The sequence below is a fragment of the Ancylobacter sp. genome (assembly GCF_965249975.1).
Classification (GTDB): domain Bacteria; phylum Pseudomonadota; class Alphaproteobacteria; order Rhizobiales; family Xanthobacteraceae; genus Ancylobacter.
Genome location: NZ_CBDFNE010000015.1, coordinates 232,829 through 247,215, shown reverse-complemented (window position 1 = coordinate 247,215; position 14,387 = coordinate 232,829). Strand labels below are relative to the sequence as shown.

Below are 14,387 nucleotides of genomic sequence, written 5' to 3'. Positions count from 1 at the left end.
CCATGCCCTCCGACGGGCGATTCATCGCTTCCATCGCCAACATCGAGAAAACAGCCTCCGAGGAGCATGGAACAAGGGTCGGCGCGCCGGCCGAATTCCGGCGGAAGTGCTGGCAAGGCACCGGTGCGGCTAACCGGGGGCGGAGGGGTATGAGTGAGCCATCGCAGCGGGCACTGACCGGCATGGACCTCGGCCATCTAGCGCTTAGGTGACCGAGACTTCCGGCCGCACGCCATATCGGCGATGCGGTGCCGCGCACGCCGGCACGAGGCATGCCATCGCCACGGCCCAGACAAGGCTCTATAGCCTCGGTCGAACCGACATGACGTATCAATTCGGTCTCGCCCGAAGGAAACGTCTAACGCACCAAGCTGGGCTGTCTCAGTGACCCTGGAAATGAGCGGCCCGTCCGGGCCTTGCCCCTGCCACGGCGGAGGGCGCGCTGAAGCGCGGCATCGGCGGCACGTGGTCCCGGCCTGCGAGGGTTTATGGCGTGTTTATGGCGCCATCGGCCGCGTCGGGCGCAGTGCAGGGCTGCGCTTGCCAGCGCGGCGTCGCGCGCGTTATCTCCTCGCATCTTGAGGCATGACAGCCCCGTGGGCTGGCCTCCTTTTGTGCGCCTTATGGGATACCAGAGATGATGAGCGACAGTCGCACAGCCGGTGATGGGGTTGCCCGTACCCGGGCGGGTGGGATCAGCCGCCGCGGCTTCCTCGCCGGCTCGGCGCTCAGCCTCGGTGCGCTGGGTCTGGCGGGCTGCGCCAACCCGGACGGGATGAGCCTCGCCGAGGCGGCCAAGGTCTATGGCCCGGTGCCTGAGGAGAAATTCCCGATTCCGGCGGTGGATGTCAGCAAGGTCAATCCGAAATACTTCCGCCGTACCGTCCGCTACGAGACCGACGAGGCGCCGGGCACCATCATCGTCGACCCGAAGAATTACTATGTCTACCGCATCGAGGGAGAGGGCATGGCGACCCGCTATGGCGCCAATGTCGGTCGCGAGGGCTTCCTCTGGAGCGGCGACGCCTATGTCGGGCGCAAGAGCGAATGGGCGACCTGGACACCGCCCAAGGAAATGATCAAGCGCCAGCCGGAGGCGGCCAAATATGCTCGTGGCATGCCGGGTGGCCTCGACAATCCGCTGGGCGCGCGCACGCTGCATCTCTACCAGAACGGCGTCTACACGCTGTACACGATCTATGCGACGAGCGATCCGGAATCGATTGGCTCGGGCGTCACCAGCGGCTGCGTCGGGCTTCTGAGCCAGGACATGATCCAGCTCTATAACGAGACGCCGGTGAAGACCAAGGTGGTGGTGCTGCCCGCTTAGGCCCGCAAAACGCGCGTGCGCAGGCCGCCATGGTCGGTCTGAAGGCCGTTCCCGCCACCCGCGTCATGCCGCGTCGCCCGCGTGACTTCTGTCGCCTCAAGGTGTGTTGGACCTGCGAAGTTTCCAGCCAATACGTGCCAAGGTTAGCCTCCTCTTTGGTGCCCACTGTCTTTTTTCAGTGGAAGCGGGAACCGTCAGCACACTGTCAGCGCTTCTGCCCGAAATTTGCCGCGAGGGCGGTATGGTGATGGCGTCCGCCAGGGGCGCCGTCACGGTCCGCCCGGCCAAGCGGGTGAACGAATGGACGGCAGCGCGGAGCGTCCGATCACGGACGACAGAGCATCCTGGACGGGTGCGGGGAACGCCCCTCTCGCGTCGTCGGGCGTCCTGCGGACCGGGGCCTTCCGGCGCCTGCTGGACGAGGTGGCGCACCTGCTTCCTCTGCATGGGGTACAGCCTTTCATGACGGCCGGCCTGGTCGGCATGGGAATCGATCTCCTCGCCTTCCTGGCGTTGCTTGGCCTCGGCTTGGGGGTGATGGGCGCGCAGCTTGTCAGTTTCAGCCTCTCGACATTCTGCCTGTTCGGGCTGAGCCTGCGCTGGGTGCTGCCGCGCCTCGGCGTAACGCTCCTTCCGCCCAAGGCTGAGCTTTCCGGGCGCATCGCCGTGGTTGTCCTGCTGGCACTCGCGCTACGGTGCGGGATAGTGGCGAGTGCCGCCGCGCTTGTCGGCCTGCCCGCGCCCATCGCCATCCTTCCCGCGATCGCCGCGACCGCGATGGTGAACGCACTCGGCGCGGGGTTCTTCATCTGGCCGGGGGCGCTGGCGCCTCTCTCGCGGACGGCGCGCTGGCGGCTCGCCGCTGTCGGGGTGGTGGCCTACAGCGTCGCGCTGCGGTTGATGTATCTCGGCGTCACCGAACTGATCCCGCAGGAGGCCTACTACTGGAACTACGCCCAGCATCTCGATATCGGCTATCTCGACCATCCGCCGATGGTGGCGTGGCTGATCTGGATCGGCACCGGGCTGTTCGGCAATAACGAGTTCGGTGTCCGCATCGCCGCCTGGCTGTGCTGGGGCGCGACCGCCTTCTTCAGTTTCGGCCTCGCCGCGCGCCTGTTCGGGCGGTCGGCCGCTTTCGTCACCGTTCTGCTGGTCGCCGTGCTGCCGTTCTATTTCGGCACCGGCCTTGTGATGACGCCTGATGCGCCGCTCACCACCTTCTGGGCCGGGACGCTGTATTTCCTGGAGCGGGCGCTGCGCGGTGGTCAGGCGAAGGCCTGGTGGGGCGCCGGCCTCTGCCTCGGCCTCGGCCTGCTGTCGAAATACACCATCGGCCTCCTGGTGCCGGCGGCGTTTCTGTTCATGCTGATCGACGTGCGGGCGCGGGCGTGGTTCCGGCGGCCGGAGCCCTATCTCGCGGGTCTATTGGCTCTGCTGGTCTTCTCGCCCGTCATCATCTGGAACCTTCAGAACGACCTCGCTTCCTTCGCCTTCCAGAGCACGCGCCGGGTCGGCGGCAGTTTCCGCTTCTCGCTGCCCGAACTCATGCTGGGCATTGCCGGCCTGTTGACGCCTATCGGGCTGATGGCCGCCGTCGGCGTGCTGTGGCTGCGCGAGCGGGGCGTGCGGCGCGGAGCGGTCGCCGTTGAAGTTCAGGAGGTCGACCGGCGCCGCTGGCGTTTCGTCGGTGTGTTCACCCTGGTCCCCCTTTCGGTTTTCGTCATCTTCAGCCTTTTTCACATGTCGCGGCTGAATTGGACGGGGCCGCTCTGGCTGGCGGTCCTGCCGGCGGTGGCGGCCAGCCTCCTCGCGGCATCGAGCCACATCGGTGGGGCTCAGCGGTGGCTTCAGCGCGCCTTCGTGCCCACCATTGCCATCACGCTGGTGCTGTGCGGCCTCGGGCTGGGCTATCTCGTCGCCGGCGTGCCGGGACTTCAGCGGTTTTCACCGTTTCCCGCCGTGCCGGTCGCCTGGCGCGATTTCGGCGCCCAGGCGGCAAGCCTCGCCGAGGAGGTGAGGGCCTCCACCGGGCAGGAGCCGGTACTGATCGGCCTCGACCTCTACAATGTCGCGAGCCAGCTTGCCTTCTATGCCGCTGGACCGGATGCCGCGCACGGGATGTCTGTCGGGCGCGGCGTTCTCGGCCAACCTGCCCTCATGTACAGCTATTGGTACCGTCCCGAGACCGTCGGGGGTCGGCCGGCCGTGCTGTTTTCCTTCTCGCAGCGGCAGATCGAGAACCCCCTCCTGCCCCGATCTTTCGATGGGCTCGGCGAGGTGAAGCGGCGCGACGTGACGCGCGATGGCCGCGTGGTGGGCCACTTCTTCTACCGGGTCGGGCGCCTGAAGGCGCAGCCGGCCGTGGACGGCTCGATTTTCGCGCTGCCGTTCACAGCCGACTGATCCCGCCACGCGGGCCGCCGCCGCGTCTCAGCGGCGGAGGCGGGCGGCGTGCCAGGCGATGTGGTCCGCCATGAAGGTCGAGATGAAGAAATAGGAATGGTCGTAGCCCTCGCGCAGATGGAACGTGAGGGGAATGCCCGCCTTGCGGCAGGCATCGGCGAGAAGCTGCGGGCGCAGGCCGGTGTCCAGGAACGGATCGGCGCCGCCCTGATCGACCAGGAACTCGGGGAAACGCTTCCCGTCCTCGATCAGCGCCACCGCGTCAAAGGCCCGCCAGGCGCTTTCATCCGTGCCGAGATATTTCTCCAGCGCCGGCCGCGACCAGTCCGCCGTGCTCGGCTGCACGATCGGCGCGAAGGCGGAGCAACTCTTGAAACGGTCGGGATGCTTCAGCGCCAGAGTGAGGGCGCCGTGCCCGCCCATGGAATGGCCGAAGATGCCCTGCCGGGTCATATCCGCCGGAAACTGCGCCGCGACGAGGGCGGTGAGTTCGTCGACGAGGTAGGAATACATCCGGTAATGCGTGGCATAAGGCGCTTGGGTGGCGTCGAGATAGAAGCCGGCGCCGGAGCCGAACTGCCAGTTGTCCGGCTCGTCCGGCACCTCGCCGCCACGCGGGCTGGTGTCCGGCGCGACGATGATGACGCCATGGGCGGCCGCGGCGGCGCGGTACTCGCCCTTTTCCATCACATTGGCATGGGTGCAGGTGAGGCCCGAAAGATACCAAAGCACCGGAACGGGTCCCTGTGCCGCCTGCGGCGGCACGAAAACGGCGAAGGTCATCGGGGTGCCGGTGACGCGCGAGTCATGCCGATAAACGCCCTGCACGCCGCCATGCGATTTCGCCTTGGAGACGGTTTCCATCGTCGCGCCCATCAGTAGATCACCACGGAGCGGATCGACTTGCCCTCATGCATCAGGTCGAAGGCGGTGTTGATCTCGTCGAGCGGCATGGTGTGGGTGATGAGATCATCAATGTTGATCTTGCCCTCCATGTACCAGTCCACGATCTTCGGCACGTCGGTGCGCCCGCGCGCGCCGCCGAAGGCGGAGCCGCGCCAGTTGCGGCCGGTGACGAGCTGGAACGGGCGGGTGGCGATTTCCGCCCCGGCCGGCGCGACGCCGATGACGATGGAGGTGCCCCAGCCGCGATGGCAGGCTTCGAGCGCCTGGCGCATGACGTTCACATTGCCGGTGCAGTCGAAGGTGAAGTCGGCGCCGCCATCGGTGAGGTCCTGGATCGCCTGAACGACCTTGTCGCTGCCGACATCCAGCGGGTTGATGAAGTCGGTCATGCCGAACTTCTTCGCCATCTCGACCTTGGCGGGGTTGATGTCGACGCCGATGATCTTGTCGGCACCGACCATGCGGGCGCCCTGGATCACGTTGAGGCCGATACCGCCGAGGCCGAAGACCACGACATTGGCGCCGGGCCAGACCTTGCCGGTGTAGACCACCGCGCCGATGCCGGTGGTCACGCCGCAGCCGATATAGCAGATCTTGTCGAAGGGGGCGTCCTCGCGCACCTTGGCGAGTGCGATCTCCGGCAGCACGGTGAAGTTCGAGAAGGTCGAGCAGCCCATATAGTGGAAGATCTCGCCGCTCTGGGCGCCCACCCGCTCGCAGGAGAAGCGCGTGGTGCGGTCGGGCATCAGCCCCTGGCCCTGGGTGGCGCGGATCGAGGTGCACAGGTTCGAGCGCTGCGACAGGCAGGTTTTGCACTGCCGGCATTCTGGCGTGTAGAGCGGAATGACGTGATCGCCGACCTTCAGCGAGGTGACCCCGGCGCCGACCTCGCGGACGATGCCCGCACCCTCATGGCCGAGAATGGCGGGGAACTTGCCCTCGGAATCCAGCCCGTCCAGCGTGTAGGCATCGGTGTGGCAGACGCCGGTGGCCATGATCTCGACCAGCACCTCGCCGGGCTTGGGCCCGCCGATCTCGATGGTCTCGATGGTCAGCGGCTTCTTGGCTTCCCAGGCGACGGCGGCACGCGATTTCATGGACTTCTCCCTCTCGGATCTGGTCGGCTATTTCAGATAGGTGCGCAGGATCTTCATGATGGCGTCGAGCTCGTCGCTGGCGGGAGGTGCGCCTGCCGCGCCGATGGCATGGCCGATACTCTCACGCAGATGGATGTCGAGCACCTCGGCCATCAGCCCGCCGGCTGCTCCGCGCAGGGCGGCGATCTGCTGCAGCAGCACGCCGCACTCGGCTTCCGCCTCGATCGCCCGTTCCAGCGCCTCGGCCTGGCCCTTGATGCGGCGCAGCCGCGTAAGCGCGCGTTTCTTGTCGTCGGGAGAGTGAGGCATCCGGTACCACGCACGCCGCCAGCTCTGCGGTTGGGGCCATTCAATATACTGGCGGGAGTATACACGCAAGGGAGCGCAGGCGCGGCCTCGTCGCTGAACCGGCGCAAAAATGGCACGGCCGGCGGAGCCAAAGGCGCCGCCGGCCGGTGAGGTGGTCCGGGATCTGCACCGTGCGCGCCGTGCCTCTATTGGGCGGCGGCGCTGGCGCTCCGAGCCGCCGCGTCGATCACGTCGGCGACGACCTTAGGCTGGGTCATGAACACGGCGTGGCTCGCGGGAACCTCGGTGACCTTGGCACTGATGCGCTTGGCCATGTGCTGCAGCATGCGCTGGTCAAACGCCTTGTCGTCTGTGGCGATCACCGCCCAGCTCGGCTTGCTGCGCCAGGCCGCCTGGGTCAGCTTCGTGCCGAAGGAGGACATGGCGATCGGCACCTGCGAGTCGCGCATGAAGGCCGCGTCGGCGTCGGTGGTGTCGGCGGCGAAGCCGGCCTTGAACTGCGACGACTTCACATCGCCGAAGCCATCCTCGCCGATGTCGAGCACGAATTCGGGCGGGGTGACGAAGCCTTCATATTGCTGCGCGGTGGTCTCGCCGGCATCGGGGGAGAGGGCGGAGACATAGACGAGCCCTGGCCACTTTCGGGTCGACGCCGGCCTGGGTGATGACGGTGCCGCCCCAGCTGTGACCGACCAGAATGGCCGGGCCGTCCTGGCGGGCCAGCGCGCGGCGGGTCGCGGCGACATCGTCCTCCAGCGAGGTGAGCGGGTTCTGCACGATGGTGACGCGGTAGCCGCGCTGGGTCAGCTGATCATAGACGCCGCGCCAGCCGGAACCGTCGGCGAAGGCGCCGTGGACGAGCACGACATTGCGGACCGGCTGGGACGCTGGGATACCTTCGGCCGCGGCGACGGCAGTGGACAGGCTGGCGGCGGCGGCCAAAGTGGCGAGCAGGCTGCGGGTCTTGATCGTCATGATCGGCTCCTTGTGCAGTGGCGATAACTATTATCGCGATAAATGTTAGATAGACGAGCACCCGCGGTCTGTCCAGCATAAATCTTATCGCGATATTCTTTTTTGCGGCTGCCATCGCTATATTGACGGGGAAGGAGTCCTGTCATGACCGCCAACGCCAACGCCAACGCCAACGCCAACGCCAACGCCAACGCCAACGCCAACGCCAACGCCAACCCGCCCGTACCGCTCGACGACCAGCTCTGCTACGCCATCTATTCGGTCGGCATGGCCATCCAGCGCGTCTACAAGCCGCTGCTCGACCAGCTTGGGCTGACCTATCCGCAATATCTCGTGCTCAATGTGCTGTGGCGGGAGGACAAGCTCACCGTCGGGGGCATCGCAGAGAAGCTGGCGCTTGAGTCGAGCACGCTCACACCGCTTCTCAAGCGGCTCGAAGTCGGCGGGCTGCTGCGTCGTACCCGCAACCCCGACAATGAGCGGCAGGTCGTGGTCGCTCTGACCGATGAGGGTCGCGCGCTCAAGAGCAAGGCAGGCTGCCTCGGCGATGCGTTGCTGCTCGCTTCGGGCCAAAGCCCTGCGCATCTTGGCGCGATGAACCGCGATATGCGCGATCTGCGCGACGCGCTCTACACCCATCTCGGCGACTGGACCGCGCCGGGCTGACCGAGACCAGCGCGCGTTCGCGCGCCGTCTCCGCCGGCCAGGCGGCGCCGTTCAGCCGAGCGTGGCGAGCGCGCCGAGCCAGTCGCGCAGCCGAACGGGCAGGGCGCTGCCGTCCGGCTCCGGCCACAGCGCCAGGCGCGGACGCACCACCGCCGCGACGAAGGGGGCCGCCGCGAAGGCAATTCCCTCATACTGGGCGAAGTTCGCGAACTGCGCCGTGACGCCGCCCGGCACCGGGGAGAGGTGGGTCACTTCGAACAGGGGAAAGGGCACGGTAAGCCCGGTGCGCAGTGCCTTGGAAAGCGCTTCCTTCAGGCTCCACAGCAGCAAGAGCTGTTGCCCTTCCTCGCCGGGAGCGGCAGCGCGCATCGCCTCGCGCTCGCGCGCTGTTGTCTGCTCCCGCAAGGCGCCGAGATGCGCGGGGACGAAACGTTCGAGATCCACCCCCATGGGGCAGGCCTCCGGATGCGCGATTGCAAAGGCGGCCCGGTCGGCATGAGCCAACGACACCTGCACATTGGCCCGGCCGGGCATCGTCACCACCGGCTGCCCGAACAGACCGGGCAGAATGCGGATGTCGCGAGGATCAAGCTCGGGGGCGAGAAGGCCGAGCGCGTCCTTGGCCGCCCGGCGCCCGGCGAGCAATGACTGACGCCGCGCGGGGGCCAGGCGTTCCGTCAGCAGCGCGGCCTCCTCGGGCGCCAGTTCGCCGGGCGCCGCCGCCTCGAGTTCGGCGAGCGGCGCCGCCACCAGCGCCATCGCGCCGTCAAAGTTACGGCCGTCGCCCTCAAGGGTGAAGGCGGCCGCGCGGCGAAAGCTGCCGGGGGCAGGAGGCGCCGACATCTCACGCGCCCGCGTTGGCGGTGGCTGGCGCGGGCTCGTCCCTGTGGCTCAGCAGCAGGTAGAAGGCCGGCACCACGAACAGGGTGAACAGCGTGCCGATGGAGAGGCCGGAGGCGATGACGAGACCCATATTGTAGCGCGAATTGGCGCCGGCCCCTGTGGCGATGATCAGCGGAGTGACGCCCAGCACCATGGCGGCCGTCGTCATCAGGATCGGCCGCAGGCGGATGCTGGCGGCCTCAATCACCGCCTCGCGCTTGGCCAGGCCCTGCTGGCGCAGCGTATTGGCGACTTCGACCATAAGAATGCCGTGCTTGCTCACCAGCCCCATGAGCGTGACGAGGCCGACCTGGGTGTAGATGTTGATCGTCGCCCCGCCAATGCCGAGCCAGATGAACACCAGCGCGCCGGCGAGCGACATCGGCACCGACACCAGGATGACGAGCGGATCGCGGAAACTGTTGAACAGCGACGCCAACGCCAGGAAGATGATGACCAGCGCCAGCGCGAAGGTGGTGACGAAGCCGCCCGATTCCTGCTCCAGCTGGCGCGAGGCGCCGGCAAAGCCATAGCTGTAGCCGGCGGGCAGCGCCCGCGCGGAAATGGCCTTCAGCTCGTCCAGCGCCTCGCCATCCGAGACGCCCGGCATGGGGATGCCGGAAATGGTCGCGGAGTTCAGCTGCTGGAAATGATTCAGCGACTGCGGCACGGTCTTCGTCTCGATCCAGGCGATGGTCGAGAGCGGGACCGAGGTGCCGTCCGACGCCTTGATATAGTAGTTCAGCAGCTGGTCGGTGTTGAGCCGGTGCTGCTGCTTCACCTGCGGAATGACCTTGTAGGACCGGCCGCCGAGGTCGAAATAATTGGCGTAATTGCCGCCCAGCATGGTCGCCATGGCGGCGCCGACATCGCTCATATTGAGGCCGAGCGACGAGACCTTGTCGCGGTCGAAATGGATGGCGGCGTGCGGCTGGTCGATCTTCATGTCGCTGTCGAGAAAGATGAACTTGCCGCTCTTCATCGCCTCGGTGAGGAAGTTCTGCGAGGCCTCGTAAAGCCGCTCATAGCTGTCATTGGACTTCAGCACGAACTGGATCGGCAGGCCGCTGCTGCCGGGCAGGGGCGGCAGCTGGAAGGCGGCGACGCGCACGCCGGCGATCTTGTTGAACTCCTGCTGGATCAGCGGCGCGAGCTGCAGTGCCGACACGCTGCGCTCGTCCCACGGCTTGAGCACCCAGCCGCCGATGACCTGTCCGGGCATGTCGATCTGGAAAACGAGGTCGGTTTCCGGCCGCTTGTCGAGAATGTCGTAGATCTTCTGCACGTAGAATTCGCGCTGCTCCAGCGTCGCGTTCGGCGCCGCGGTCATCATGGTCAGGATGACGCCTTCATCCTCCGCCGGCGCCAGCTGGGAGGTGGAGTTGGAGTAGAGCCAATAGATGCTCGACAGCACCAGCGCGCCGAACAGAACGGTGAGCGGCAGCACATGCAGCGAAGCCGAGAGAGCGGCGCGGTAGACCCTAGTGACCGCTTTCATCGCGCCGTCGATGGCGCGCACCATCCGTGCCTCCACCGTGCGGGCGGCGGGGTCATAGGGGGCGAGCAGATAGGCGCAGCTCATCGGCGAAAGGGTGAGCGCGATGACCGCCGACACCATCACCGCCGCCACCAGGGTGAAGGCGAACTCGGTGAACAGCGAGCCGGTGAGCCCGCCCTGGAAACCGACCGGCACATAGACGGCGATCAGCACGGCGGTCATGGCGACGATCGGCCCCGCCAGCTCGCGGGCGGCGGCCATGGCCGCGTCCTTCGGCGAGAGGCCCTGCTCCATGTGGCGGTTCACGCCCTCCACCACGATGATGGCGTCGTCCACCACGAGGCCGATGGCGAGCACAAGCGCCAGCAGGGTCAGCAGGTTGATGGAGAAGCCGAAGGCCAGCATCAATGCGAAGCTGCCGATCAGCGAGAGCGGGATGGCGACGATGGGAATGAACACCGAGCGCCAGGAGCCGAGAAAAACGAACACCACCAGCGTCACGATCAGCGCCGCCTGGAACAGCGAGACGACCACTTCATGAATGGAGGTGTTGACGAAATCCGTTGCGTCATACAGCACCGTGCCGGTGAGGCCGGTCGGCAGGTCCGCGAAGATGCCCGGCAGGATCGAGCGCACCTCGCCGATGACGCTCAAAAGATTGGCCGAGGGCGCCACCTGGATGCCGATATAGACCGCGCCCTTGCCGTTGAAGCTGGTGCGTGAATCGTAATCGTCGCTCCCCAGCTCGACCTCGGCCACGTCCTTGAGCCGGATCACCGCGCCGTCGACATTCTTGATGATGAGCTGGCGGAACTCCTCGGCCGAGTGAAGATTGGTCGCGGCGGAGAGTTTCACCTGGATCAGCCGGCCCTTGGTGGTGCCGATGCCGGCGATGTAGTCATTGGTCTCCAGCGCGGTGGCGACATCGGTGGCGGTAAGGCCGAGCGCGGCGAGCTTGTCCGGGTCAAGCCAAGCCCGCAGCGCGAAGTTCTTGCCGCCGAGGATTTCCGCCACCTGTACGCCGGCTACCGCCTGCAGCTTCGGCTGGACGATACGGGCGACATAGTCCGTGACCTGATTTTCCGCGAGCACGGTGCTGGAGAAGGCGATGTACATCGCGTCGATGGTGGAGCCCGTCTTCAGCTCCAGCACCGGCTGCTGGGTGCCGTTCGGCAGCTGGCTGAGCACCGAACTGACCTTGGTGCTGATTTCGGTAAGGGCGTCGCCGGTGTTGTAGTTCAGCCGGAGATTGACGGTGATCGTGCTGACGCCGGTCTGGCTCGACGAGGTCATGTAGTCGATGCCGTTCGCCTGCGCGATCACGTTCTCCAGCGGCGAGGTGATGAAGCCGGCGATGATGTCGGCGTCGGCGCCGGCATAGGTGGTGGTGACGGTCACCACGCCGTTCTGCATCGCCGGATATTGCAGGATTGGCAGGCCGACCATGGCCCGGAGGCCGATCACCAGGATCAGCGCGCTCACCACCAGCGAGAGCACCGGGCGGCGGACGAAGAGATCGGTGAAGGCCATGATCCGCTCCCGTCAGTCCGACACGGTCGGATTGAGCTCGACCTTGGGCAGATGGCTGTTGTCGATCACCGCCGGCGTGCCGTTGCGCAGCTTGATCTGGCCGGCCACCACGACCGTTTCGCCCTCGGTGAGGCCCGAGACGACCGCGACGAAGTCGCCCCGCGCTTCGCCCAGCTTGACGAAGGTCTCGCGCGCCACCAGCCCCTTGCCGTCGGCTGTCTTCTCCAGCACGAACACGGTCGAGCCATAGGGATTGGCGACGATGGCCGTCTGCGGCAGGGTGACGAAGTCTTCGGCCGCACCGACATCGAGACTGATCCGGGCGAACATGCCGGGCACCAGCTTGCTGTCCGGATTGGGCAGCGTCGCCCGCACTTTCACGTTGCGGCTGCCGCTCTCGACCTTGGAATTGATCGCGCTCACCGCGCCGGCGAAGGGCTGGCCGGGATAGGCGTCTACCATCACTTTCACCGGCTCGCCCACTTTCAGCGTCCCGAAGAACTTCTGGGGCACGAAGAAGTCGGCGAAGAGCGGATCAAGCGCCTGCAGCGTGACGACGGAGGTGCCGGCGCTGAGATATTCGCCGAGATCGACATTGCGAATGCCCAGCCGGCCCGCGAAGGGCGCCTTGAGTGTGTAGTAGGAGACCAGCGCCTCCTGCTGCTTCACCAGCGCCTGCGAGTTCTTCAGATTGGCCTCGTCCGTGTCCACCGTGGCCTGGCTCACCGCCTTGATCTTCAATTGCTCGATGTCGCGCTTCAGGATGATCGCGTTGAGCTCGGCGGTGGCCTTGAGCGAGGCGAGCTTGGCGATCTGGTCCTCGGCAACCAGTTGCAGCAGCGGCGTGCCGACCTTCACCGTCTGCCCGGACTCGAAGGACAGCGATTCCACGATGCCGGAGACCTGCAGCGAGAGGTCGGCGCCCTCGGAGGCCACCAGTTCGCCCACCAGTTCCATGGTGGGCTGCCAGCTCTGCTTCTGCGCCGTCTGCGCCGCCACCGTCTGGGCGGGGGCACCGCCATGCGGCGGTGGGGCGCCGGGGGCAAGGCGGTCCTTCGTGACATAGAAGGCCGCGCCGGCAAGGGCGGCCACGGCCAGCCACATGATCACACGCGGTTTGCTCACCGGGATGTCTCCTTGGCAGTGCCGGGCTCCGGCGTCGGTGGCAGGTCGGGCAGGCCCGGACGGGTGGCGGCGAGCGCGGGGCCGTCCGGCCCTTCGAAATAGCCGCCATTGCGCGGCGCGGCCTCGGCGGTCTCGTCGACGCGGTTCCACCAGCCGCCGCCCAGCGACTGGAACAGCGCCACCGTGTCGTTGTAGCGCAGCGCCTGGGCCTGGATGCGGGCGATGACGGCATTCTGATAGGCCTGCTGCGCCTCAATGACGATGGCATAGCCGATGGCGCCGACCTTGAACTGTTCCTGCGCCATCTTCAGGCTGTCGAGCGCCGACTGCTCCGCCAACGCCTGGGCGCGCAGCGTGCCGGCGTCGTATTGCACGGCGCGCAACGCGTCCGCCACGTTCTGGAAGGCGGTGAGCACCGTGCTTTGATAGAGCGCATAGTCCTGCTCGAAGGTGGCGACGCTCGCCTCCTTGGTGCGGTAGAGCTGAGCGCCGTCCATCAGCGTCTGGGCGATGCTGGCGGCGGCGGTCCAGGCGAGGCCGTTCGGGGTGAACAGCTGGCCGACCTCCAGCGCCTGCGAACTCACCGAGGGGGTGAGGGTGATCTGCGGCAGCAGATTGGCCGTGTTCACCCCCACCGTCGCCGCGGCCTGATGCAGCGTGGCTTCCGCCTGGCGGATGTCCGGGCGCTGCCGCACGAGGTCGGAGGGCAGGCTCACCGGCAGCTTGCGCGGCAGGCGCAGGCTGCGGAGACTGACGCTTTCGCCGCGATCCTCGCTGGGCAGCCGGCCGAGATAGGCCATGAGCTGGTTGCGGCCCTGCGCCAGCTGCTTCTGCAGCGGTGGCAGCGTCGCTTGTGTCTGCGCCAGCGTCGTCTGCTGGGCGAGCACATCGGCCTGCGAGACGGCACCTACCTCGAACTGGCGCTGGACGCGGCGCAACTGGTCGGTCTCCGCATCGACGATGGCCTGCGTCGCCGCGATCTGGTCGCGCAGCGAGGCGTCGGTGATGGCGGAGGTGATGACATTGGCGATGAGGGTGAGATAGGTGGCTTCCATCTCGAAGCGCTGATACTGCGCCTGCGCATCGGCGGATTCGACCTGCCGGCGAATGCCGCCGAACAGATCGAGCGTGTAGGAAACGTCGACCGTCGTCTCATAGAGATTGTAGAGCGTCGGAGCGCCCGTCGTGCCACCCGAGGCGGCGGTGATCTGTTCACGCGTCGCCGTGACATTGCCCGTGACCTGCGGCAGGAACTGCCCGCGCACCTGCAGCGCCGTTTCCCGCGCGGCGCGCAGCGCATATTGCGCCGCCCGGACATCGGGATGGTTGCGCACCGCCTCTTCGACAAAAGCGTTGATCTGCGGCGAGTTGAACTCCCGCCACCACTGCCCCCCGACATCGAGCGCGTTGACGAAGCTCTGCGGCGCGCCGCCGGTCACATCGGTCGCCATGGCCGGCTTGAGCCGCGGTTCCACCGTGTAGCCGCTGACGGCCGGCGCCGGCGGTGCCTGGAAGTTCGGACCCACCATGCAGCCGCCGAGCAGCAGGACGCCGACAAGCGCGCTCAGCCGCCCGCGCGTCCCGGGCGCCGCCCGGTGCGCGGCGTCTTGCGCCGGTCGATGTCTCTCTGTGCCGCGAATCGGGCCTTCCCCCATGGCGTTAT

10 protein-coding genes and 1 pseudogene are annotated in these 14,387 nt (G+C 66.9%); 3 read left to right on the top strand and 8 right to left on the bottom strand.

From position 1 onward, the window contains the following. Positions 1–637 precede the first annotated feature (637 nt). Positions 638–1,330 carry a L,D-transpeptidase family protein gene (locus ACP2AH_RS11910; protein ID WP_425105996.1) on the top strand — a complete coding sequence of 231 codons (693 nt, stop codon included), beginning with the start codon at positions 638–640 and terminating at the stop codon, positions 1,328–1,330. A 462-nt stretch (positions 1,331–1,792) separates the two neighbouring features. Beyond that, positions 1,793–3,736: a glycosyltransferase family 39 protein gene (locus ACP2AH_RS11905; RefSeq protein ID WP_425105995.1), complete on the top strand. Its 1,944-nt coding sequence runs from the start codon at positions 1,793–1,795 to the stop codon at positions 3,734–3,736. 27 nt (positions 3,737–3,763) lie between these two features. On the opposite strand, the gene fghA is transcribed toward ACP2AH_RS11905, so the two are convergent. The 4 genes and pseudogenes from fghA to ACP2AH_RS11885 all read right to left on the bottom strand — a co-directional run bounded on the left by fghA (position 3,764) and on the right by ACP2AH_RS11885 (position 7,023). After that, positions 3,764–4,612, bottom strand: coding sequence for an S-formylglutathione hydrolase (gene fghA, locus ACP2AH_RS11900; protein WP_425105994.1), 849 nt, complete (start codon positions 4,610–4,612; stop codon positions 3,764–3,766). After that, a complete protein-coding gene (locus ACP2AH_RS11895) occupies positions 4,612–5,739 on the bottom strand; it encodes an S-(hydroxymethyl)glutathione dehydrogenase/class III alcohol dehydrogenase (RefSeq protein WP_244450047.1) in 1,128 nt (375 codons plus the stop codon). Before ACP2AH_RS11895 ends, fghA begins: the two co-directional genes overlap by 1 nt. A 27-nt stretch (positions 5,740–5,766) precedes the next feature. Next, complete coding sequence (locus ACP2AH_RS11890) at positions 5,767–6,048, bottom strand: metal/formaldehyde-sensitive transcriptional repressor (RefSeq protein ID WP_421699100.1); 282 nt, start codon at positions 6,046–6,048, stop codon at positions 5,767–5,769. A 185-nt stretch (positions 6,049–6,233) separates the two neighbouring features. After that, positions 6,234–7,023: pseudogene (locus ACP2AH_RS11885) on the bottom strand (alpha/beta fold hydrolase). A 144-nt stretch (positions 7,024–7,167) separates the two neighbouring features. On the opposite strand from ACP2AH_RS11885, the gene ACP2AH_RS11880 reads away from it, so the two are divergent. Beyond that, entirely contained in the window at positions 7,168–7,689 is a 522-nt protein-coding gene (locus ACP2AH_RS11880; protein ID WP_425105993.1) for a MarR family winged helix-turn-helix transcriptional regulator, read from the top strand. A 51-nt stretch (positions 7,690–7,740) separates the two neighbouring features. Here the strand turns inward: ACP2AH_RS11880 and ACP2AH_RS11875 are convergent, their stop codons facing one another. The 4 genes from ACP2AH_RS11875 to ACP2AH_RS11860 are packed head-to-tail and all read right to left on the bottom strand — an operon-like array spanning position 7,741 to position 14,379. Further along, positions 7,741–8,532, bottom strand: coding sequence for a 4'-phosphopantetheinyl transferase family protein (locus ACP2AH_RS11875; RefSeq protein ID WP_425105992.1), 792 nt, complete (start codon positions 8,530–8,532; stop codon positions 7,741–7,743). 1 nt (position 8,533) lies between these two features. Beyond that, on the bottom strand, positions 8,534–11,599 hold the full coding sequence (locus ACP2AH_RS11870; RefSeq protein WP_425105991.1) for an efflux RND transporter permease subunit: 3,066 nt from the start codon (positions 11,597–11,599) through the stop codon (positions 8,534–8,536). Between the two features lie 12 nt (positions 11,600–11,611). Then, complete coding sequence (locus ACP2AH_RS11865; protein ID WP_425105990.1) at positions 11,612–12,724, bottom strand: efflux RND transporter periplasmic adaptor subunit; 1,113 nt, start codon at positions 12,722–12,724, stop codon at positions 11,612–11,614. Continuing rightward, positions 12,721–14,379: an efflux transporter outer membrane subunit gene (locus ACP2AH_RS11860; RefSeq protein WP_425105989.1), complete on the bottom strand. Its 1,659-nt coding sequence runs from the start codon at positions 14,377–14,379 to the stop codon at positions 12,721–12,723. Before ACP2AH_RS11860 ends, ACP2AH_RS11865 begins: the two co-directional genes overlap by 4 nt. Positions 14,380–14,387: the final 8 nt, after the last annotated feature.